The sequence below is a fragment of the Methylobacterium sp. E-046 genome (genome assembly GCF_022829625.1).
Classification (GTDB): domain Bacteria; phylum Pseudomonadota; class Alphaproteobacteria; order Rhizobiales; family Beijerinckiaceae; genus Methylobacterium; species Methylobacterium longum.
The window spans coordinates 180,835-201,834 of the sequence record NZ_JAKSYP010000290.1; the positions used below are offsets into that span (position 1 = coordinate 180,835).

The following is a 21,000-nucleotide window of genomic DNA, read 5'->3' on the forward strand; positions in this document are numbered from 1 at the left end:
TGGACGGGGCCGGGACAAGGCCGGCACAAGGCCGGAAGCGGAGGCACGGTTCGCCGGGCGGGCGGATGATGGAGCTCGTGGGCCGTGCGCCCACGGATCGCGAAGGTCGGGACGGCATCGGGTACGGCATGCCCGCCACGTCCAGGTGCATGAAGGCGGGTGGCCCTGAGCCCCCTCCGGCTCGGCCGGCACGATCATCGGCGAACAGGGCATGCGGAACGATCGCCCGCCCAAACAGATGCCCCAATGCGCACCCCGCGCAAACGGAGCTGCCCCGCATGTTCATGAAGCTCGATCGCCTTCAGGCCGAACTGCCACAGCCGAAGAAGCCAGACCCGAACGCGGCGGCCGCTCTGCAGGAGCTCCTCGGCGGCAAGTACGGCGAAATGTCCACGCTCGGGAACTACATGTTCCAGAGCTTCAACTTCCGAAACAAGACGAAGCTGCGGCCGTTCTACAGCCTCGTGTCGAGCATCTTCGCGGAGGAACTCGGTCACGTCGAGCTGGTCTCGACGGGCATCGCCATGCTCAACAACGGACCCGGCGACGACACCGAGGAGGTCGATGTCTCGAAGGCGCCGTTCCACGATATGCAGGACATCCGGCTGGCCGGCAGCTTCCTGAGCAACGGCGGCGGCGCGACACCGATCAACTCGAACGCCCAGTCGTGGAACGTCGACATGGTCACAACGACGGGCAACATCATCATCGACTTGCTGCACAACTTCCACCTGGAATGCGGCGCCCGCCTGCACAAGCTGCGCGTCTACGAGACCCTGAAGGATCCCACCGGCCGCGAGGTCTGCGGCTACCTCCTGGTACGCGGCTCGGTCCACGCGCACGCCTACGCGCTGGCGCTCAAGAAGCTCACCGGCGTCGAGATCGAGAAGATGTTGCCCACCCCGAACATCGTCCTCGACAAGCTCCCGGAGTGCCAGAAGTACCTGCAGGAGGGCTCGCACCGGCGCCTCTACCGCTTCAGCCCTGACGATTACCGGGAGGCGGCAGGCGTCTGGTCGAACGATGAGGTGGCGCTGCCAGGCGATCCCCCGGGCAATCTCGAGGTGGTCGAAGGGCTACCCGAGGGCGGCAAGATCCCGGAACTCGACGGCAATTACGGGGCCTTCGCGCCGAACTACGCGCCGGAGGAGATCTTCGAGATCGCCAGCAAACTCTACAAGAAGAGCCGCTGAGCCCTCGGGATTCCGGGTCGCGGCCGATGCGTCGGGATCCGGTTTCGCCTTTGCCTTCTCATCGCACCCGCTGCGTGATCCCGGGCTGCGCTCCCCGGGATGACGGCGTGGGTCACGCCCCCAGACCGCGCCGCCCCATCCGCCTCGGTTCCCCACCGATCTCCGGTGGCCTCAGACGACCTGCGGCCGCAGGATCATGAACTGCGCGTCCACGATCTGGCTGGGCGCGATGGCAGCCGTCACAGCGGGATCGACGAGGCGGCTGCCCGCGGTGGCTGGCTTGATCATCGAAGGCACCCGCGCTTCGGCCGCCCAGGAATGGCTGCCCCGTGAGGGCGTCTCGGCCAAGCGCGATGCCCGCACGATGGCGTCGATCGTTGCATGGGTTTCGAGGCTCCTGTCGAGGGGCCTCGTCCCGCACCGGGCCGCCGGGCCCGGCAATTCGCCCGTTCCGCCGGCGCATGACCGGCTCGGCGCCGCCGGCCAAGGGGAGGGCGTCTTCGGCTTCCGAGTGGGCGCGCCGGTCGAGCAGCTGAGTCGATCTCGATCTTGGCGGCGACGGATACCCGCCGCTCCCAGCGGGGGCGGGGATCTCCCTGGCACCCGCCCATCGGTGCGGTTGCGCGCCTACATGCCCCGCATCGAGCCGATGAGACCGGGCTCCTCGGCTTCGGGAACGCCGGGGTTCCCATCCGCGGCCGGGTCATCCGAAGGCTGAGCCGGTGGATCGTCAGCCTCGCGCCGCCGCTCGCTGCCGGCGTCCTCGCGCCCGGCGGCGTCCGAAAGGCTCCGATCGACACCGTGATTCCCGCCGGTCATCGCGTACTCCCGTGATGTAGCGGCTGGCGTCGGCGCCGCTGCGCCCGTCCGGACCGAAGCGTCCGGCAGCGTGGGACGTTCCCGGAGACAGCGGCCCCGTGCGACGACGGACCGATCTGCGTCGCGAATCCGCCTCAGGCGCGGATGAACTCCACCCGGACGCCATCGGCCCCCCGCTCGACGACCCGGCAGGGCCGCCTGATCTGAATGGACGTTGCGATCAGCAGGAACTCGTCCGGAAGGCGTTCCGGGTTGGACAGCTCGATCACGGCGCCGCGCCGGCCTTCGACCAGGACGACGCAATCGATCGTTCGGAGGGGCTCCCCGAAAGCCGCGGTGGCGATCGAGAAGCCAGCGCGCGGCTTGAGCGGATTGGCAGGCATCCATCACCGGCGCAGGACCTTCTGCCGAGACGTATCATGTCCAAGAGGGGCTGAGCCAGCACCGATTATTGCCAGTTTAGCCCGGCTCGGAATTGGAAATCGCGCAAGTCGCGGGACAGACCAGTCGAAGCGGGCGGCGTCGACATCCTCGAGTCGCGCTATGCCGGAGAGAGACGTGGATCTGCGGGGACGAATCTCAGTCCGCGCTCCCGGCCCCCGAGCCGGACGACCTCCTACCGCCGGTTGAACGACAGACCGCCGGATATCAGACGGAACGCATCCGGACGCGTTACGCCCGCCTCGACCATCTCGCCGGATCCGGCGGCCGCCCGTACGGAAACGTCCTGCTCGAGCCACCGCGCGACGCCCGCGTTCCGAGGGGACGGGGCGCAGGACCGGCCCCGGGAGGCGACCGCGCTGCACGGAGCGGACGGCATCGAGGGGACGCGTCCCGCCTCGGGATGTGCGGCCGCGCCGGGGCGCTGCAGGACCGCGCCGGCGGCATCTTCGACCGTGTCACCATCGGGCCAGAACCCGTTGCGCCGGTCTCGCGCCGACACGAGCGGCCTACAACTCCGCGGGCTCGGGCTGCTCGGTGAAGGTGAACATCACGTCCCCGGTCCGCTCGCACGAGACGCTCACCGACGTCGCGCCGGTCTGCTCGCGCTGGATCGGGAGCTGCGCCTTGGCGTGCGCGACAGCGGCTTCGAGGTCGCACGGCCAGAGCTTGGAAGAGCTGATCCGTTTGCCTCGGCGGAATGTGATCTTGTAGGCCATCGTTTCCTCCGTTTTCGCGAAGGATACACGTTTTGTTTAGGCCGACATGCTCGTGCAGGGCATAGCAACGATGCGTATTGGGCGACCGACATCCGCTTCCCTGAGGCGGGCGCACGCCGCGGATCTGTGATCGCGCCTGGGAATGCTGGCCCACCCGCGCTCCGGTCCGCATGAGGGGGCGGCTATCGACCCGCCTCCGCGTCCGGCGCCACCGGATGCCCCGACGGCGCCGGTCCGGCGCGTCCCATCACTCGGCCGACACGGCGGTGGCGACCACGCGCCGGGATTCGGCCGCGGTCGGCACGAGGCGCGGCGTCGTGACCAATTCAGAAGCCGGCCGGACGGAGGCCGTGGGGCGCGCCTGCTCGCGATAGAGCGGGGGGGTCAGGTGAACGGCCTCATCGGCCAGCGCGGGGCCGATCATGGAGCCGGCAGCGATGACGAGGAGGGCGATTGTACGAACGGTCATGATCCTCATTCCTCTCGGTCTTCCGAGCCTGTGCCCGGGGTCGAGAGATATCTACGCTGCACAGCAACATGATCCAAACAGATTGGATCGATAGCGCAAATTGATGAAATCAATTCCCCGGCTGCCCGACGCCGCGGGCGGTGAAGGATGCGCTCGAGCAGGCGTGTAGCCGTGGCGCGTTCACGATAGGCCGGCCATCCTGGGCCTAACGGTCGAGACCAGGCCGCCGACCGGCATCAAGGCCCGATCGGCGGGGCGTCCGCGACGCACGCGAGCGCCTGATCGGTCGGGCCGGCGCATCTGCGGCCCGGGCAGGCCGTGCACGAAGGTCCCGGCCGGGGCGAGGTCGGGATGGGCCGCGCGATTGGAGGCTCAGCGGCCGAGTTCCACCGGAATGCTGAGATCGGCCACCCCCGACAGGTCTAGCAGGGCGGAGGGCGGCGCGGGGAGGCGGCCAACCCCCTGGACGGCGCGGAGCGCCCGACGGTCGAGGTCCGGACTGCCCGAACTGCGCTCGACCTCAACCTGCTGCACGGCGCCGTCCGGGGTGATCCTCACGTGGACCACCACCGTACCGGTCGGCCGCGCGGAGCCTGACGGCCGTGCGGCCCGGTCCCCCGCGTCGATCCGTGTCACGAGATCCGAGAGCCACCGGCGCATCGCGCGTTCGGATCCGGCCTGCGCCGGGGCGTTCCAGGTGCCCAGGAGCAGGGCGAGCACGACGGATCCGTGGATGAGCGCTCGCGGCATGCGGGACAGGCGGATCCGTGAGCGTTGCGAGAACGACGCGGCGCCGACCGACCCGCGATCACGAGACGGACGCGGATCTCCGGGCTTTCGGACCCGCAGCGGCCAGCATGACGTCGTCGCTGCCGACTTCGAGCCCATCGTAGCCCAGCATCTCCGCGAGTTGCGTCCGGGCACGCCAGACGCGGCTCTTCACGGTGCCGATGCGGCAGTTCATGACCGCTGCGGTCTCTTCGTAGGTGAGGTTCTCGATCGCCACAAGGACCAGCGCCTGCCGCATCGACGGCGCGAGACGATCGAGGGCGGAGCGCACGTCGCTCAGGTCGAGATGTCCGCCCTGCTCGGGCAGCGAGACCATCCGCTCCGCCTGGGCGCCGTCCTCGTCCTGCACCTCGCGACCGCGCTTGCGGTGCTCGTTGTAGAACTGGTTGCGCATGATGGTGAACAGCCACGCCTCCAGGTTGGTCCCCGGCGCGAAGCTCGCGCGCGAGCGCCACGCCCGCAGGAGCGTGTTCTGCAGGAGATCGTCGGCGCCGACATGGTTGCGCAGCAGTGAGCGCGCGAAGCGCTGGAGGTTCGGCACCATCCCCAGGAGGGCCGCCTGGAACGACTTCTCGTGGCCGTCCCGCGCCCGGCCGAAGGCGGCATCCAGCAGAGCCAGGAGTTCGGCGAAGCGGTCCGCGACCGGTGGTTCGTCCAGGTCCTGGGCGTAGCTCGCCGCGAGCAGATGGCCGAGATGATACTGGACGCTGTCGGGAAGCCTGGGCGCCTGCGTGTCGATTGTACTATCGTCGAGCGAGGGTGCGAGCATGACAGCCGATCACCTGAGTGGGATGAGAGCATGGGCTCAGCTATAAGCCCCCGAATACGGAAACCTTGCCGCAACATAGATCAGCCGAAACAGCGAAGTTAAGATTGATCCATGATGCTATGCTTGGCAGTCACGAAAGATCTGCGGGCCGCGGAAATGCGCTCAACTCGCATTTCCCGATCGAATATCTGTCCACCGGCGCGCCGAAGCTGCGGCGCCCGACGCCAGACCGTCGCGCCGATGCGAGCGAGACGGCGGCGACGACACCGGAACACCCCATGGAGCACGGGACCACACGCATGAACCGACTGACGGAACTCGAAGACGACCCCGCCTTCCGGGAAGCGGTCCTCGCGGTGCGCGGCGCGGCCAGCACGCTGAGCGGGCGGGCCGTCACCGTGGAGGAGGCCCGCTTCCTGGTGGGCATCGCCCTGACGACCTTCGCGCATGCCGGCGGTCTGAACGAGCCCAGCCGCAGCCGGCTGGCCCGCTTCTCGGAGACCTTGGAGCAGGGCACCGTCGTGGCGACGCTGACGAAGCATTGAGCCCCGGAGCGCCCGGCCGTCCGGGGTACGGCCGACACTACCCGGTCTCCGCCATGGCGGCGCGCAGCACGCGCAAGAGATCCTCCATCACCGCCGCGCGATCTGCTTCGTGGCGCGCGAGGTTCAGGCCCTCGGCGACGTGCTGACCGATGATGAGGAGGCCGACCTCCCGCAGCGCGGCGGTCGCTGCCCGGATCTGCTGGATCTCGTCGAGACAATGCCGATCCGCCTCGATCATCGCGCGGAGGCCGCGGACCTGGCCCTCGATCCGCCCGAGGCGCCGGACCAGCGGTGCGCGATCCTCATCGCTTCGGATGAGGCAGACGCGGCCGTCCACGAATGTGCCCCTTGTCACCGCTCTGCGCCCCGACTGTTCGGCTCCGGCCGCCGATGACCCGGGTCGTCGGCGGCTCTGGCGAGGATCATAGGAGGCGGTACCCCGGCGTCCGACCGTGACGGCGGCGCCGGAGCACCGTCGCGTCAGCCGATCTGCTGGGACTGCGCGCCGCTGTCGGGCCGGGCCGGGCCGAGCACCGGCTCCTCACCCATCGGCTGGTTCTGCACCACGCTGAACTCGCCCTTGCCGTCGAGGGAGGGGCCCTGCGTCCAGCGGCCGGCCGGGGGCGGCGAACCGTCGGCCGACGTGGAGAAGAAGTTGTAGTTGAACTTCTGGTTCTCCTCGCTCTGCGGGAACGAGTTCGGGATCGGCAGCGTGCCCGCGGCCCCGCCGAGTTCCTCGATCACCGCCAGCCATTGCTGCTGGTGCATCGTGTCACGGGCGATGAGGAAGCTCCACATGTCGCGCATGCCGGCGTCGTTGGTGGCGTTGTAGAGGCGCACCGCCAGGGTCCGGCCGGTCGCCTCGGCGGCGACGTTGCAGTACATGTCGGCCGCGATGTTGCCGCTGGCGTAGATGTGGCTCATGTCGAAAGGCAGTCCGTCCGAATTGCCCGGGAAGGCCGCCATACCGGCGGAGAGCAGCGTCTTGTGCAGCATGCCCTCGGCGATGTGGCGCGGGTTCTCGCCGCCCATCACGGCGCCCACGATGGCATCGGCGGCGCCGGCCTCCTGCACCTTGGTCGGCGCGGTCTCGAGGTTCATCGCCACGGCGGTCGCCAACATCTCGATATGGCCGATCTCCTCGGTGGCCGTATGGAGCAGCATGTCGCGGTACTTGGTCGTCGGCGCGCGATTACCCCACGCCTGGAAGAAATACTGGAAACAAACCCGGATCTCTCCCTCGATACCGCCGATCGCCTGCTGCAGCATGCGGGCGTAGATCGGATCGGGGCTGTCGACCCGGACCGGGTACTGAAGTCGCTTGTCGTGATAGTACATGATGTCGGTTCCTCGTGAGAGGCGCGGTGCCCAGGGCTCCCGCACGATCGGCCGCCGGCTCCGTACTCCATGGGAGCATCGTGCCGCGTCTCCTGTCCAACCCGGCCTCCGGTCGGCGGTTCGGTCTCTCGACGCATTCAGGACGATCAAGACTCGCCAAACCCGAATTTTACCTGTTCATTCAATGTATAAGCGCGGGAAAAATTTTCACCTCTGCGGCCTGTAGGCACGAACGACGACGACAACACAGATCAAGACACAGCGATCTATGTTAGTCTGCCGCGCCACGGCGACCCAAGGCCGGCCCTGATCTTGGCATGCACCGTTCCGGCTCCCGCCCCGACAGGTTTGTGCGGCCAGGGCGGTGTGGGAAGCGCAGCGAGCGGACCCCGCGACGGCACGGCTGACGGACCAGGCTTTGCTGATCGTCGTCGAACCCTGACGCGGAACGAGCCCACCGCCGCGCTGGGCCCGACCTCCGTGCGCGTCAATCGGGTCCCGAAAGGCCGGTGCGACGGCCGGCTCATCCCTCTCCGGTCAGCGACGTGCGGCCCACGAGTCCCCATCGCGGAGGGCGGGGCCGAAGCCGGGTCTCGGGCAGGGCTCGGACGGGCCGTCGGGTCGGCTGCGATCCACCGCATTGCGCACCCCCGCGGGACCGCGCGCTCACAGAAGCCGGAAGTCCCGATCCGGCAGCGTTCACAGGTACCCGAGCCGCCGGGCCAGCATGATCGCGAAGGCGAGGCAGGCGGCGAGGCTGACAGCCAGCATGGCGGCATTCGTCCAGAACCGGACCGGCCGGCTGGACCCTTCGATCCCGCTGGCGCGCAGCCGCGCCCAGGGCACGTAGAGGTAGAGGCCGATCACGGTCAGGATCAGGAACGCGAAGGTGGCGTAGCGGCCGGTGGCGAGGGCGGCGACGGCCAGCACGGCCCAGCCGAGGACGAGGCCCAGCATCGTGAACAGGGCTGTGGAATTCACGTCCGCGCGTCCCCTTCAGCGGCAGCTCAGCCCGCGACAGGTTTCGTCACGAAACAGGTGGCATCGCCGGATCGCCTGTCCAATCGGAGAGATGGCTGGTGCTGCGCGAGAGGATTGAACTCGAAAGTTATCGAAGCCAACCATCAATCGCCCGTCGCGCCAAGCAAGCTCAACCATCCCTCAGGCAACCCCGCACCCGTACTGTGGGAGAGCTTTGCGCGACCGTCAATGGGAGCCTCGGAGGACAGGCCGAGCGACTGGCGGGGTGTCAGAGATGTGACGGACCTGTTGGCGCACCAAGTTCGCGGCGATGCAGTCCCGCCGCGCCACCCGTGCGATGTCAGCGATGACGAAGGGCCGCTGATCGTTCCCGAACCTGACGCTGCTGCCCGAGGAGGCCGGGCGGCGCGCGGCGGCCGCACCCGGCGTTCGAGACCCGAGAACGACGCTCGCGTCGCCCCGGGGGGGACACGGGCGCAGCCGCGGCTCGAAGCTGCACGCGGCCCAGCGCCGGCCCGGCACGTCACGCCCACCTAGGCCGATGGCCGTGACCGCGCCGACAGACGCCGTGCAGGCGGCGGCCGGGGACGGCGTGGATCCCGCCGGTGTCGATCAGGGCGGCCCGGGCGAGTGGAGAGGGGTCCATCGTTGAAGGTCGCACAGGGTTCCCAAAGGCATCAGGATGGACCCGCGCTCCCCGATACCGCCCGTGACGACGTGGCGGTCGATAGCCGTTGCCAAGTATATGCGCGGCGCGTGCGGCGTATGCCGCCAGGATATTGCATCGCCTTGCCGACCTGATGTATGAATAGTCGTATTCGTCAGGACCCGGTGAAAACCCGGGTGGCTCTTCCGGCCGCCGATCCGCCGGACCACGCAATCATCGGCGACTGTGTCACGGACCTCCGCGGAGGCCGACCCGCCGTGTTGCGCCTCCCGCATGAGTTCGCGGACGTCCTTCGTGCGGGACGACGAAAGCCCCCGATCCGTCATGAACCTCGCATCGCAGCGTGGCGACAACGCCACCCATCGCCGAAGCCGTCAGAACAATTTCGATATATTGAGATTCTTGGCGGCGTTGGCCGTGATCGTCTCGCACGCCTTCCCGATCGCCTACGGGTCCACCGTCAAGCAACCCCTCGAGGAATTCAGCAACGACCAGACCGAGCTTGGCTCTATCGCCGTGTTGGTCTTCTTCGCAATCAGCGGCTACCTGATCACACAAAGCTACGTTCGAAATCCGGATCCGATACGCTATCTTAAAGCGAGAATTTTTCGCATTATACCTGGTCTGATTGTAGTTATCGTATCGTCGGTTCTTGTCGGTTCATTGATAACAACATTTTCGCCGGCCGACTATTTTTTCCATCGCGAAACTGTTCTGTATACGATTATCAATTTATCACTGACAGGGACCCGCTTCGAGTTGCCGGGAGTCTTTACGAACAATCCAATCGGCCCAATCTTCAATGGGTCGTTGTGGAGCTTAAGTCCCGAATTCAAGCTCTATATCTGTGTCCTTTTCCTCGGTATCATTGGGTATTTGAATAGGTTCACAGTCATCGCAGTTTGGGCAGCGGCGGTACTCTTTTATTTGTTCATACAGGAGAGCAGGCAGGCGCTGCTGTTGGCCACCTTCATGGGCGGCGCCATAATCTATCTGTGGCACGATAGGATTGCCTGGAAGCAATCATACGCCATGATCAGCTTGTTGGTCTTGCTTATCTCGCTTTCGACATCGTTATTTAATGTGCTCTTCACGATCATTGGATCGTACGCGACGATATATCTGGCGATTTCTACCCGAACTTGCTTTTCGTGGGTAACCGCGAGGGGCGACTTATCGTATGGCATGTACATATATGCGTGGCCCGTTCAACAAATGGTCGTTTTATATCTCGGTGACGCGGCGACGTGGTACTCCGTCCTGCTGACGTCGCTGCCCGTGATTCTCGTTCTAGCGTGGTTTTCCTGGAACTATGTTGAGCTGACAGCCATCAGATTCAGCCAGCGCCAAATTTCCGATCCCTTAGAACGCAGTTCCACTCGGTCGAGGTAATGTTATACGCCACAGTGATTTCGATGTCCTGCTGGTGACGAGTCCGATGCGGCACCATCGTGCCTCGCTCATTCCAGCCTCTCCGAGGCGGCACCCTGATTTCTGACGCGATCCTTCGGACACTTCTTTCCCGTCCAGCGGACGCGGGCGCGTATCGAGCGTCGAATTTGGTCAGATCGCGGCCTTACACTGTGAGTGCCTGACCGTGACGCCCTTATGACCTGGGACGGTTCATGAAGGTCTTCCGTAGCTCCTGCAGATCACCCCGCCGGTCGGGACCGTGACCGACCCTTGGGGTTCCTGCTGGCCGTCCTCGCGAGAACCCGAAGGCCTCCCGTGATCGGTCTCGCCCAAGCGATTGGCGCGCTTCGGCTTCGATTGCCCTGAAGGTGCCATAGCCGCGCGGCATTCTCCGGGTCAGTCGAACACGGGGTGGCAATGTTCCGAACTACGCTGTCCATCAGTGCGGGTCTGGCAGTGCTTGCCGTCGTTCTGGCGTCACTGTGGATCGGATTCGGGCCGCGCCCGCAGGGTGGCCAGGACAAGAGGGCATCGGCCACGATGCCCATGCCCCAGGGGCAACGATCCCCTGTGGACGCGAAAGGCCAGACGATCCGCGCCATCGCGCCAGGAGCGCCATCCGGACCGGGAATGGCATCGGTTCCACCGAGCGCAGCGTCGTCCGCCGCCGGTCCGTCGGGTCAAAAGATGAACCCCGATGCATCCGCAGATCCGGGCGCTCCCGGAAGGCAGAGCGACAATCCGTCCCTCGCAGGGTTGAGAACGCAGACGGCCCCCGACGCACAATCCGCAACGCCCGGGGGCGGCGTCGACCTCAACACCGCGACGGTCGACCAGTTGAATGCGCTTGGTGCCGGAATGATAGGCAAGCGGATCATGGAGTTCCGCCCCTATTCCGCGACCGATGACCTTCTTACGCGCCGGGTCTTGAAACGAGCCGATTACGAGATCATCAGGCCTGCAATCACTGTTCGATAGTTATATGGAACAGAGCGGCTCCATGATACAATGTTCGAATGCACGCTAACACCGTCTTCGCTTCGCTGAAGAATGGTTCTCCGGATCTCTCGGAGGATCCCACGGCCTTCCTTTCACCAGCCCTCATCCAGTGCGAACGATTATGGAAGGATTGGGGTAGGCGGACGTCGTGGCCGAAAGATCAGTGGGCCTTCGTCAGGCGCACCATCGAACCTCTGCTCTACGCCAGGATCGAACCGGAGCCCGAACACTACTCCGGCGGCCTTCTGAATCCCAAAGGCGCGATCGAGGCGCAGAGTATAAGACTGTTTTCGTGCAGCTTCGAAAATGGTCCGCTCCCCACCATTTCCGGCTACGCTCAGTTTCAGATGATGTTCGACCGGGTGCTGGCGTCCACGGCCGACCTGTATGACTGGATGGAAGAGACGGATTGGCTGGATTGGGCCCTGGGCTTCGGCTTCCACTTACAGGATGGCGGCGAGTGGGACGCGACCTATGAGAACGGGGGCATCGAGTTCGAGATCGTCGCTCCGTAGCCCCCTCGCTTGATCCTGGAGCATAGGGGCGTTCCGGCGACCCCACGGCCCTCACGGGGCTTCCCAGCGCGCGATTGAGGATCCGGGGCCGGTCAGCAGACGCCAGACCCACGCACGGGCTGCCCCGAGTTCCTTGGCTCGGCCCCCGGAGGGAGCGGAAGCCTCGGGTTGGTAAAGCGCGCGCCCCGAACGGCTGCATTCTGCCCATCCCTGAACGTCCACACCCGCCGAAGAACGATCCTGGGCCCATCGGGGGTGATGCCGGCGGCCGGGTTCGTGGGCAGGAGCTGACCGGAGGCCCGCCCTACGTCCCATCGCGGGATCGAACGGCCGCGGGATCGTTCTTGTTTATCGCCCGCGGGCCGATCCCCTCCGCATCACGCCCGCTGACAAGCCAAGCGAACACGTCCCCCCGCGCAGGAAGGGGTCCCGCGCGAACCGATACGGGCCGAAGGGACGGACTTCAGTGCCATCCGTGCTCCGCGCTGCCCCCCCCCCCCGCAGGACCACCGGTCCGCGCAGTATGCCAAAAATGTTTCAGGGGGGTATCGCCCATGGCCTGACGGAGCCCGGCGGTGCTTGGTCCTTCGGTCCGCAGCGCTGCATGGACGCGAGCGCCGTCCCGCTCACCGACCGGACGCTGAATGCTCCCACCCTTCGACCGGGCGACAGGATCGGAAGGCGTATGTGGGCTTAGATGGCCCCCCATTTGGGGACCTTCCCAGGTCCGGCGGTTCGACGGGACAATGTTCGCGACCGCCGTGCAAGCGTGCGCCTATCGTCTGAGAGTCGCCTAACCCCTAGCCTACTGTCATCTCGAGGGGAATTCTGGTGCTGCGAGAGAGGATTGAACTCTCGACCTCTTCATTACCAATGAAGTGCTCTACCACTGAGCTACCGCAGCAGGTGACCCGGGCGCCCCGCAGGGGCAAGTCCGTCCGGTCGAGTGGGGCCATAACGGATCGCCGCCGCGTTGGCAACGCCGTGTTGCGCGGCGGGACGCATTACGTGCGGCAGGCGGCACGAATGATCGCGGCGAGGCCCGGCTCGGAGACCGCGTCCGCTGCCTCGGCGGGGGTGAACCAGCGCAGTTCCCGCTGGTGCGCCTCCGGAAAATGCTTGAGCTGCTTGCGCACCTTCAGCGGGAACACCTTCACCTGGCAGAGGACGGCGTCGAGGTTCTTGAGGCGCTTCTGGTACAGGTAATGGCCGATCGGGCGCTTGCGGACGGCGCCACGCAGGCCCGCCTCCTCGAAAGCCTCGCGGGCCGCAGCCTGGAACGGCTTCCGGCCCTTCATCGGCCAGCCCTTCGGGATGACCCAGCGGCGGCTCTCCCGCGACGTCACCAGCAGGATCTTGGTCTTCCCATCCCGACCGAGCCGGAACGGCAACGCGCCGACCTGTCGCCGCGGCTCGCCATCATCGTCGAGGATCATCGGGCCCGCCCCGCGCGGCGCCCGATCCGTGCCGGAGCCGACGGGTCCCGAAGCCTGTCCGGAGCATGAGCGGGTGGACGGATGGTCGTATCCTCGGTCGGCGTCTGAATACACACGCTACACGGTAGAGACGTTCCAACAAATACCGATGACCGAACCTTGTGACATGAACATAGATTTGCCGGGCTCACCATCGCCGGGGCGGGCCCGACGGCGGCGCGCCATCCGAGCCGTGCCGCTCCGCCGGACGCGCGGGCCCTGAGAGACAGGCGCGCGCCCCATCCCGCTCTCGGCAACCCGACCCTACCGCGTCGCCGGTTGGCGCAGCTCCGACAGACGGGCGGCTATCCCTTTCAGCAAGGGAGAGAAGAGCGACGCGCGAGCCGATGCGCGACCCTCGGAAGGTCGCAGGACCGGTCAGCCGGTCCTGCGCACCCCGGCGGCTTGGGAGGCCGGCAGCGCCGCGGCGGCCATCCCGGCCGAGACCGGATCGCTGCCGGATGCCTTGGCGTCGCCCGGTGCCGCCGCGGCCATCCCGGCCGAGACCGAATCGCTCCCGGATGCCTTGGGGGCGCCCGGTGCCGCAGGGACGAGGGTCGGGAGCGGCGCGACGGCGCTCGGCGCCATCGGCGGCTTGGCCGCTATGGGGGGCTGGGACGCCATCGGTGGCGTGGACGCCTCGACCGTTCTGGCCGGGACCAGGACGGGTCCGGACGCGTCGGGTTCCGGCTCCACGGCCGGCTCGGGGGCCGCCAGGGTGTTGGGCGGCTCGCGCCACACGAACGCGTCGAGGCGGCCGGTGACCGGCGAAACCGGGGCCCAGGTCTCGGAGGCGACGCCGTCGGCGATCCACAGGGGATCGCGCGGCGCGCGGGCGGCCCGGGCCAGCCACTCGCGGGCCTGCCCGGAAGCGGCACCGTGCTCGGCCTCCTCGATCGCCGCCATCAGCAGGCAGGCACGCGCGGTCGGTCGGTCGGCGAGCAGGGGCTTCGCGGCCTCGCGGGCGCGCTTGTAGTCCCGCGCGTCGAGGGCGGCCTGCCCCAGAGCGAGCCGGGATTCCGGATGCCAGACGGAGAGCTTGGCCAGGGTCTCGGCCCGGGCGAGCCGGTCGCGGACCGAATCGCCGGGGCGCAATCCGAGATACACCTTGGCGAGGTCGGGATGCGGGTTCGCCTTCCAGGCCGCCTCGACGACGCGGGACGCCTTCTTCAGGTCGCCGCGGCGGGACAGGAGACGCCCCGCGATGCAGGCCGCCGGCACGAGCTCCGGGGCGAGCTTGACCGCCTGCAGCACGCGCTCCGCCGCGAGTTCGGGCTCGCCGGCCTCGCGCTCGCCGGCGATCGCCGTCAGCAGCACGGCCCGCTGGCGGCGGGCGCTCGCCTTGTCGATCAGGCCGAGGGACGAGCGCCGCTCGATGGTCTCCAGGGCGGAACCCCAGTCGCCGTCCGCGCTCTGCGCCTCCAGGAGCGCGTCGTTGGCCCAGGTGACGCTCGGGGCGAGGCGGGCCGCCTCGCTGGCATAGGCGCGGGCGGCAGTCTCGTCCTCCCGGCGCCGGGCCTCCACGAACAGGCCGCGCAGGCCCAGCACCCGCGTCTCCGGATCGTCGACCATGCGCTGAAAGGCGCTCTCGGCGGCGTCCCGGTCGCCCGAGATCTGCGCAGCCTGCGCCTTGAGCAGGAGCGTCAGGGGCTCGGTGCCGAGGAGCCGCTCGGCATCCCCGGCGTAGCGCCGGGCCGCCAGGGGATCCCCCGAGCCCACCGCCACCATGCCGCGCGAGAGGGCCGACAGACCCTTGGCCCGGCGGCGATCCGCGGAGCCCCGGACCAGCGCTTCGGGCAGGCCGATCACGCCGCGCACGATCGCCCAGAGGAGGCCGAGGACGATCGCGGCGGCGATGACGCCGACGAGGGCGAGCGCCAGGCTGGTGCCGACTTGGTAGCCGTTCCAGACGACGGTGACGGTGCCGGGCCTGTCGGCGATCCAGACCGCCCCGAAGGCGGCGAGTGCGAGCAGGGCCAGGAAGGCGAGGGCGCGCCACATGGGGTCAGTATCTCCTGTCGGCGGCCGGCGGGCGACCGCCGCTGGGTGCGGGAGGGGCGGAGCGCCTGCGCGCCCGCCCGGAGAGGTCGCGGCCGCGCGGCGCGCGGATCGATGCCATCACGGTCTCAGCGGCCCGCGGACGCCGCGGGGGTCGGGAGGGCCTTGAAGGCGCTGTCGAGCAGCGTCCGCACGGCCTGATCGGCCTCGGCCCGGGTCTTGAGCTTGGCGCCGAAATCCCCCGCCTGCTCCTGCGCCTCGGCCGGGAGCGCCGCGAAGGCCGCGGAGGCCGCCGGCAGATCGTTGCGGTCGAGGGCGGCCTGGACCTTGTGCTCCGGATCCTCGGAGGTCTCCGAGGCCGCCGGGGCGTCGACCTTGCGGACCTGAACGAGCCCGTCCGCCATGCTGAGGAGCTTGGATCGGAAATCGCCGGTCTCGGCCGCGCTCTTGGCCCGCTGCGCCTGCCGCTTGGCGGCGATCCGCTCGGCGACCGGCCGGAGGGCGTCGGCGAGGCGGGACGCCGTCGGAGCGCCCGTGTCGGCGAAGGGGGCGAGCGCCTGGGCCTGCGCGTCCGCGCCGGGATCGAGCCGGCGCAGGGTCGCCAGCGGCTCCGCGTACGGCATGCCGGATTCCAGAGCCGCCGCCACGCGGTCGGCCACGACGACCCGGAGGGCCGCCTGGACCGTGCCGGCCTCGGCGCGCTGGGCCACGCTCTTGTCGAGGGCGGCGATCTTGTCGGCCTGCTCCTGGAGGCGCCGGTCGACCGCCTTCGCGGTCTCAGCGGCCTGGGTCTGGCCAGCCTCCGCGGCGGTGCGGCTCGCCTGCGTCGCCGCCTGCACGGCCTCGGTGGCGGCCTTCACCCGGGCGTCGAGGGCCTGCTGCAGCGAATCGAGGCGCTGACCCAGCGCTGCGTCCGCCTCGGCATTCGCCTTGGTCTTCTGCTCGACCTCGCCCTGCAGCGCGGCGATCTTCCGGGCTGCATCCTCGGCCGCGCCCTTGTCGGCGCCGCTCCCCTCGAGGGCCTTCACGCGGGCGTCGAGGTCGGCGAGCGGCCTGCCGCCGTCCTGGACCGCGTTGAGCTTGGACTCGGCCGGCTGGTCGCGGCCCGGCTCCTCCTGAAGCGCGGCCACGCGCTGATCGAGGCTGTCGAGGCGTGCGACGAGATCCGCGGGAACGGCCGTCGCCGGCGCCGAGGACGGCTGCCCGTCCGGCGACGCCGCGACCGGGACGCCGCCCTTCTCCGACGCCTGCTTGGCGGCTGCCTCTGCGGCGGCGACCCGCTTGTCGAGGGCGCCCACGGCGTCGCGGGGGGCGAGCCCGTCGAGGCGCTTGTCGAGGGACGCGATCTGACCGGTCAGCTTCTGATCGAGGGCGTTCAGGCGCGGATCGGGACCGATCCCGGCCTTCTCGGCCCCGAACAGGAGGCCCGCCCCGATCACGCCGCCGAGCAGGCCGGCGGCCGCCAGCGAGCCGAAGCCCGCGCGGGCCCGAGCGGACGGGACCGCGCCGGCCGTGGAACCGGCGGCGGCAGCCGCTGCCGGACCCGGCCCCTTCGGCGGCTCCTTCCCGCCCTTGCCCCCATCCCTGCCCGCATCCTTCCCCGCATCCTTCCCGGAGGTGGAGGTATCGGGGACGCGGCTGGCCTTCATGTCGATGATCGGCCCGGCCGTCACCGCACCGGCCGCCACCGTGCCGGCGGCACCGGAGGTCGGTCCGCCCGGACGGGTGCCCGCCTGAGGACCCGCGCTCGGCTGGCCGGCCTTCGGCGGCTCGGTCCCGACCTTCGGGCCCGCGGCCGACGCACCGGAGGCCGTCGATGCCGTCGATGACGAGGTGGCCGAGCCCGGCTTGGCGGCGGCCCCCGTCGATCCGGCGATGCCGGCCCTGGGCGGCTCCGTCTTCGTGTCGAACTTGGTGGTGTCGGCCTTCACGGCGTCGGGCCTGCCAATCGGCTGGGCGGTGGGTCCGGTCGCGGGCTTCGGCCCCGTGGCGCCGAAGCCCGGCTTGCCGGCATCAGGCTTCGCATCGGTCGAGCCCGGTTTCGCGGCCACGACCGGCTCGGTCGCCGGCCTGGGCGGCATCCCGGAGCCCTGGCTGGATCCCTGGCCGGATCCCTGCCCGGCCCCCTGCGGCGCGCTCGCGGTCGAACCCGGGGCGGCCGGCTTCACGCCACCGGTCGCCGACGACGTCGATGAGGAGGCCATCGATGCGGTGGACGCCGGGGCGGGGGTCGCCGGGGCGGGGGTCACCTTGGCATCGCCCCCGGGCGAATTCGGCTGCCCGGGCCGACCCGATCCGGCATCCGGCTTCCGGTTGCCGGATCCGGGCTTGTCGGCGTCGCTGGGTGGTGGCGTCACGGGCAGGTCCTCCAACTCTCATGCGTCGCCGTGTCCCCCTAGCACCGCGGTGACCCGGTGTGCGAGGGCGGGATACGGTGGCCCGGCCTCCCTGTCACCGCACCCTTACGGGTGCGGTCCGAGGGCGTCGAGCAGCTCCGCTTCGCGCGGTCGCGCCGCGACGAAATGGATCGGGACGCCGGCCGCTTCCAGGGGCGCGGCGACATCCGCCGATAGGCAGTAATGCCTCAGGCCGCGGAAAGCTCCGCCGTGACCCGCTCCATCCGCGAGGGCGAGGGCGACGGCGGCGCTGCGCCGCGAGTAATGGAAGGCAGCGTCGAGGTCGCCGCACGACAGGGCGCCGTCGACCGCGCCCGGCAATCCGGGCAGCGCCTCCGCCGCGTAGGCCACGTAGGTCGCCACCTGGAATCCGGCCGCCGTGAGCGTGGCCGCGGGTTCGGCCTTCCGCTCGGCGCCGGCGGCATGCAGCACGCGCGCACCCGCCGGAAGCGCCTCCGCCACCAGGGCCGCGAGCCCGGCAGCCTCCCCCGGCCCTTCCCGCACGGGACTGAGGCCGGCGCGGGCCGCCGTCGCGGCCGTGCGGGCGCCCACGACGAAGACCGGCAGTCCGCGCAGGGCCGCGGCGTCCCGCAAGGCCGGAACCGCGTTGGCACTGGTGAGCAGCAGCGCGTCGAAGGGGCCGGCCGGCGGCGCCCCGCCGATGGGCCGCACCGCCAGGACCGGCGCCACGAGGGGCGCGTGGCCGCGTGCCGCGAGCGCCGCGCCGGTCCGCGTCGCACCGGGCTCGGGGCGCGCGATCCAGACGCGCAAGGCCTCAGCTTTCCAGGGTCAGCCGGACGCCGTGGTGCGCCGCTGCGTCCGGGTCGAGGCGGCGCTGGGCGTCGCGCTCGGTGAGGTCGCCGGAGAAATCGGCCCAGTCGGCATGGCCGGTCCAGCATTCGAGCGACAGGAACGGCGCCGTCGGCTTCGTCCAGATCGCGAGGTGGGGGAAATCCGCCATGTCCATGCGGATCGTCCGATCGGGGCCCGCGAAACGCATCCGGCGGCTGCGCGCGTTCCGAATCACGAAGGCTTCGGTGAAGATCGCGGGATCGAGGGGCAGAGTCGCCCCCGTCATCGGGATCGGCTGCTCGTCGCGCAGCAGCAGTCCACCGGGCCCGACCTGGGGTGCGAACGGGCGCTCAGCCTGCTCGAACTCCACCGCGTAGCCGCCGTCCCGGGCGCGGCTGCCGCCCGCGAAGGGCCACGGGAAGGCCGGGTGGAACCCGATGGCGTAGGGCAGGGGCACGTCCCCCGTGTTGGTCACGCTCACGTCGAGGTCGAGGCCGGCCGGGCGGACCCGGGCGGCGATATCGAGCTGGAAGGCGAAGGGGTAATGCGCCCGGGTCTCCGGTCCGTCGGTGAGGCGCAGGGTCACCGCGTCGGCGCTCTGCGCCACCACCGCGAAGGGTAGGTCGCGGGCGAAGCCGTGCTGGCCCATCGGGTAGCGCGCGGACCCGACCGTCACGTGCCCGCCGGCCGAGGCGCCCACCACCGGGAACAGCCAGGGGGCGTGGCGATTCCAGTGCTCCGGATCGCCGCTCCAGAGGTATTCGTGTCCGCCGACCCGCCAGGAGACCGGTTCGGCGCCGTGAGTCGAGAGCGCGGCCGTGGTGCCGTCCGAAGCGGTCAGGTCGATGCGCGTGCTCACAGGACTCTCCCGCTGATCCTCGGAGAGCCGAGGTAACGGATGCGGCGCGGGGCGCAAGGGCCGCACCTCACGCCGCCGTACCCAGGCCCGGCAGCACCGCCTCGGGCGGGCCGGAGGCGACGAGGCGGCCGGCCTCCAGCACGTGGACCGCGTCAGCGCCCTCCAGGGTGGAGAGGCGGTGGGCGATGAGGATCAGCGTCCGCCGGCCCGACAGGGCGCGCAGCGCCCGCATCACCGCAGCCTGCGTCTCGTCGTCGAGGGCCGAGGTCGCCTCGTCGAACACGATCACGTCGGGATCATGGTAGAGCGCCCGGGCGATGCCGATGCGCTGGCGCTGGCCGCCCGACAGCCGCGCCCCGCGCTCCCCGACCCGCTCCCCGTAGCCCTGCGGCAGGGCCGCGATGAAGTCGTGGGCGCCGGCGAGCCGCGCCGCCCGCTCGACGGCGGCGAGGTCGGGTGCATCGAGGCCCAGCGCGACGTTCTCCGCCACCGTGCCGTCCACCAGGAACACCTCCTGCGGGACGTAGCCGATCCGGTTCTGCCAAGCGGGCAGGGCGCCGGCATCGACGGGGCGGCCGTCCACGGTGAGCCGCCCCGCGGTCGGGCTCAGCACGCCGAGGAGCAGGCCGGCCAGCGTCGACTTGCCGGAGCCGGTGCGGCCCGCGAGCCCGACCGTGGTGTTGACCGGGATCGTGAGGTCGATGCCGGAGAGCGCCGGCCGGCCGGTGCCGTAGTCGAAGCCGATCCCTTCGAGCCGGATCTCCCGCGCGAAAGGCAGGCGCTCCGCGGTGCGGGGCAGGGGGGTGCGCTCGTCGGCGAGCTCGTCGACGATCACCCGCACCGCCGGCAGGGTGAAGCGCATCAGCGCCACCGAGGTGAAGATGTTCTGGAAGGCCGGCAGCATGCGGTAACCCGCGAAGGCGAACAGGCCGAGCAGCGGCAGGATCCCGGCAACGTCGAGCCCCTGGGCCAGGGCGAACAGCACCACCACGATCACCCCGCCGAAGGCCAGGGCCTCGATGACGAAGCGCGGCATCTGACCGGTGAGCTGGCTCGCCGCGGTGGCGAGGGCGTAGGCGCGGGCCGGGGCATCGAACCGGGAGGCGAACGCCTCCGCCCGGCCGTAGAGCTTCAGTTCGGTGAGCGCCCCGAACGTCTCCTGCACGATGCGGAAGCGGGCCTCGTTGTCGGCCACGGTGCGGCTGCCGAGCCGGGCGAGCCGGGCGCGCATCACGAGGTAGATGCCCACGTAGAGCCCGCCGAAGCCGCCCCCGAGGATCAGCGCGAGCTGCGGCGCGTAGGCCAGCAGGAAGGCGATCACCGCCAGTGCCGAACTCGCCCGCGAGGCCAGCACGGTGGCGGGGGTCAGGGCGCCGACCACCAGCCGGTCGGTCTCGGAGAGCACGTTCTTGGCGAGTTCGGCGCTGTTGGCCCGGGCGAAGAACAGCCGCTCCCGGTCGAGGTAGCGGAACAGCAGCCGCCGGCTGAAGCCGTAGCCGGCCAGATGGGTGAACCGGAGCTGCGCGTAGGTCAGCCCGGCATTCACCAGCGCCGTGACCAGGATCGCCGCGAGCGCTGCGCCGCCGGTCACCAGCAGGAAGCTGCGCTCGTCGGCGAGCCCGAGAAACGCCCTGGTCTGGGCGAGGTAGGGGATGCGGGTCGCCGCCGACGGGTCGCCCACCAGCGTCAGGAACGGGATCACCGCGGCCACGCCCACCACCTCCAGCAGGGCAGCGACAGCGAGGCCGAGGGCGATCAGGGCGAGGCGCCGCCGGTCCGGCGCCCGCATGGCGCGGACGAGATCGGTCAGCGCGCGCATGGCG

18 protein-coding genes, 1 tRNA gene and 1 other annotated feature are annotated in these 21,000 nt (G+C 69.6%); of the genes, 4 read left to right on the top strand and 15 right to left on the bottom strand.

What is annotated here, in order from left to right; all coding sequences use genetic code 11:
- Positions 1–278: 278 nt before the first annotated feature.
- Complete coding sequence (locus MKK82_RS32470; protein ID WP_243988008.1) at positions 279–1,193, top strand: manganese catalase family protein; 915 nt, start codon at positions 279–281, stop codon at positions 1,191–1,193.
- A 953-nt stretch (positions 1,194–2,146) separates the two neighbouring features.
- Here MKK82_RS32470 and MKK82_RS32475 read toward each other — a convergent pair.
- The 5 genes from MKK82_RS32475 to MKK82_RS32495 form a co-directional block, all read right to left on the bottom strand.
- Entirely contained in the window at positions 2,147–2,395 is a 249-nt protein-coding gene (locus MKK82_RS32475; RefSeq protein WP_238284641.1) for a hypothetical protein, read from the bottom strand.
- A gap of 567 nt (positions 2,396–2,962) precedes the next feature.
- The gene (locus MKK82_RS32480) at positions 2,963–3,172 is read right to left on the bottom strand and encodes a hypothetical protein (RefSeq protein ID WP_238284642.1); all 210 of its coding nucleotides are present in this window, start codon (positions 3,170–3,172) and stop codon (positions 2,963–2,965) included.
- A gap of 247 nt (positions 3,173–3,419) precedes the next feature.
- Complete coding sequence (locus MKK82_RS32485) at positions 3,420–3,641, bottom strand: hypothetical protein (RefSeq protein ID WP_238284643.1); 222 nt, start codon at positions 3,639–3,641, stop codon at positions 3,420–3,422.
- 372 nt (positions 3,642–4,013) lie between these two features.
- The gene (locus MKK82_RS32490) at positions 4,014–4,391 is read right to left on the bottom strand and encodes an energy transducer TonB (RefSeq protein ID WP_243988010.1); all 378 of its coding nucleotides are present in this window, start codon (positions 4,389–4,391) and stop codon (positions 4,014–4,016) included.
- Positions 4,392–4,449: 58 nt separating this feature from the next.
- Positions 4,450–5,199 carry a sigma-70 family RNA polymerase sigma factor gene (locus MKK82_RS32495; RefSeq protein WP_238284645.1) on the bottom strand — a complete coding sequence of 250 codons (750 nt, stop codon included), beginning with the start codon at positions 5,197–5,199 and terminating at the stop codon, positions 4,450–4,452.
- Between the two features lie 299 nt (positions 5,200–5,498).
- On the opposite strand from MKK82_RS32495, the gene MKK82_RS32500 reads away from it, so the two are divergent.
- On the top strand, positions 5,499–5,744 hold the full coding sequence (locus tag MKK82_RS32500) for a hypothetical protein (protein WP_238284646.1): 246 nt from the start codon (positions 5,499–5,501) through the stop codon (positions 5,742–5,744).
- A 37-nt stretch (positions 5,745–5,781) separates the two neighbouring features.
- On the opposite strand, the gene MKK82_RS32505 is transcribed toward MKK82_RS32500, so the two are convergent.
- The 3 genes from MKK82_RS32505 to MKK82_RS32515 form a co-directional block, all read right to left on the bottom strand.
- Positions 5,782–6,099: a metal-sensitive transcriptional regulator gene (locus MKK82_RS32505; RefSeq protein WP_238284647.1), complete on the bottom strand. Its 318-nt coding sequence runs from the start codon at positions 6,097–6,099 to the stop codon at positions 5,782–5,784.
- 125 nt (positions 6,100–6,224) lie between these two features.
- Entirely contained in the window at positions 6,225–7,082 is an 858-nt protein-coding gene (locus MKK82_RS32510) for a manganese catalase family protein (protein ID WP_238284648.1), read from the bottom strand.
- 699 nt (positions 7,083–7,781) lie between these two features.
- The gene (locus MKK82_RS32515) at positions 7,782–8,063 is read right to left on the bottom strand and encodes a hypothetical protein (RefSeq protein WP_238284649.1); all 282 of its coding nucleotides are present in this window, start codon (positions 8,061–8,063) and stop codon (positions 7,782–7,784) included.
- An 821-nt stretch (positions 8,064–8,884) separates the two neighbouring features.
- Positions 8,885–8,940: a sequence feature (sul1 is cis-regulatory element that is thought to sense ions involved in sulfur or methionine metabolism; They are found in Alphaproteobacteria), on the top strand.
- Positions 8,941–9,024: 84 nt separating this feature from the next.
- On the opposite strand from MKK82_RS32515, the gene MKK82_RS32520 reads away from it, so the two are divergent.
- Complete coding sequence (locus MKK82_RS32520) at positions 9,025–10,122, top strand: acyltransferase family protein (protein WP_238284650.1); 1,098 nt, start codon at positions 9,025–9,027, stop codon at positions 10,120–10,122.
- A 1,037-nt stretch (positions 10,123–11,159) separates the two neighbouring features.
- The gene (locus MKK82_RS32530; RefSeq protein ID WP_243988011.1) at positions 11,160–11,657 is read left to right on the top strand and encodes a hypothetical protein; all 498 of its coding nucleotides are present in this window, start codon (positions 11,160–11,162) and stop codon (positions 11,655–11,657) included.
- A gap of 829 nt (positions 11,658–12,486) precedes the next feature.
- Here the strand turns inward: MKK82_RS32530 and MKK82_RS32535 are convergent.
- From MKK82_RS32535 to MKK82_RS32565, 7 genes are all read right to left on the bottom strand, one after another.
- Positions 12,487–12,561, bottom strand: a tRNA-Thr gene (locus MKK82_RS32535).
- A 100-nt stretch (positions 12,562–12,661) separates the two neighbouring features.
- Positions 12,662–13,093, bottom strand: a complete 432-nt coding sequence (locus MKK82_RS32540; protein ID WP_243988012.1) for an NUDIX hydrolase — start codon at positions 13,091–13,093, stop codon at positions 12,662–12,664.
- A 417-nt stretch (positions 13,094–13,510) separates the two neighbouring features.
- The gene (locus MKK82_RS32545; protein ID WP_238284685.1) at positions 13,511–15,133 is read right to left on the bottom strand and encodes a heme biosynthesis protein HemY; all 1,623 of its coding nucleotides are present in this window, start codon (positions 15,131–15,133) and stop codon (positions 13,511–13,513) included.
- 125 nt (positions 15,134–15,258) lie between these two features.
- Positions 15,259–17,181 (bottom strand): COG4223 family protein, encoded by a 1,923-nt coding sequence (locus MKK82_RS32550; RefSeq protein ID WP_243988013.1) that lies wholly within the window; start codon positions 17,179–17,181, stop codon positions 15,259–15,261.
- Positions 17,182–17,592: 411 nt separating this feature from the next.
- Entirely contained in the window at positions 17,593–18,297 is a 705-nt protein-coding gene (locus tag MKK82_RS32555) for a uroporphyrinogen-III synthase (protein ID WP_238284687.1), read from the bottom strand.
- Positions 18,298–18,301: 4 nt separating this feature from the next.
- Positions 18,302–19,177: an aldose 1-epimerase family protein gene (locus MKK82_RS32560; RefSeq protein ID WP_238284688.1), complete on the bottom strand. Its 876-nt coding sequence runs from the start codon at positions 19,175–19,177 to the stop codon at positions 18,302–18,304.
- A 67-nt stretch (positions 19,178–19,244) separates the two neighbouring features.
- Positions 19,245–20,996 (bottom strand): ABC transporter ATP-binding protein, encoded by a 1,752-nt coding sequence (locus MKK82_RS32565; protein ID WP_238284689.1) that lies wholly within the window; start codon positions 20,994–20,996, stop codon positions 19,245–19,247.
- Positions 20,997–21,000 lie beyond the last annotated feature (4 nt).

Bases quoted from the DNA above. Each gene is read 5' to 3' on its own strand.
- MKK82_RS32470 (WP_243988008.1), top strand. From the start codon at position 279: ATGTTCATGAAGCTCGATCGCCTTCAGGCCGAACTGCCACAGCCGAAG.
- MKK82_RS32475 (WP_238284641.1), bottom strand. From the start codon at position 2,395: ATGCCTGCCAATCCGCTCAAGCCGCGCGCTGGCTTCTCGATCGCCACC.
- MKK82_RS32480 (WP_238284642.1), bottom strand. From the start codon at position 3,172: ATGGCCTACAAGATCACATTCCGCCGAGGCAAACGGATCAGCTCTTCC.
- MKK82_RS32485 (WP_238284643.1), bottom strand. From the start codon at position 3,641: ATGACCGTTCGTACAATCGCCCTCCTCGTCATCGCTGCCGGCTCCATG.
- MKK82_RS32490 (WP_243988010.1), bottom strand. From the start codon at position 4,391: ATGCCGCGAGCGCTCATCCACGGATCCGTCGTGCTCGCCCTGCTCCTG.
- MKK82_RS32495 (WP_238284645.1), bottom strand. From the start codon at position 5,199: ATGCTCGCACCCTCGCTCGACGATAGTACAATCGACACGCAGGCGCCC.
- MKK82_RS32500 (WP_238284646.1), top strand. From the start codon at position 5,499: ATGAACCGACTGACGGAACTCGAAGACGACCCCGCCTTCCGGGAAGCG.
- MKK82_RS32510 (WP_238284648.1), bottom strand. From the start codon at position 7,082: ATGTACTATCACGACAAGCGACTTCAGTACCCGGTCCGGGTCGACAGC.
- MKK82_RS32530 (WP_243988011.1), top strand. From the start codon at position 11,160: ATGCACGCTAACACCGTCTTCGCTTCGCTGAAGAATGGTTCTCCGGAT.
- MKK82_RS32540 (WP_243988012.1), bottom strand. From the start codon at position 13,093: ATGATCCTCGACGATGATGGCGAGCCGCGGCGACAGGTCGGCGCGTTG.
- MKK82_RS32545 (WP_238284685.1), bottom strand. From the start codon at position 15,133: ATGTGGCGCGCCCTCGCCTTCCTGGCCCTGCTCGCACTCGCCGCCTTC.
- MKK82_RS32565 (WP_238284689.1), bottom strand. From the start codon at position 20,996: ATGCGCGCGCTGACCGATCTCGTCCGCGCCATGCGGGCGCCGGACCGG.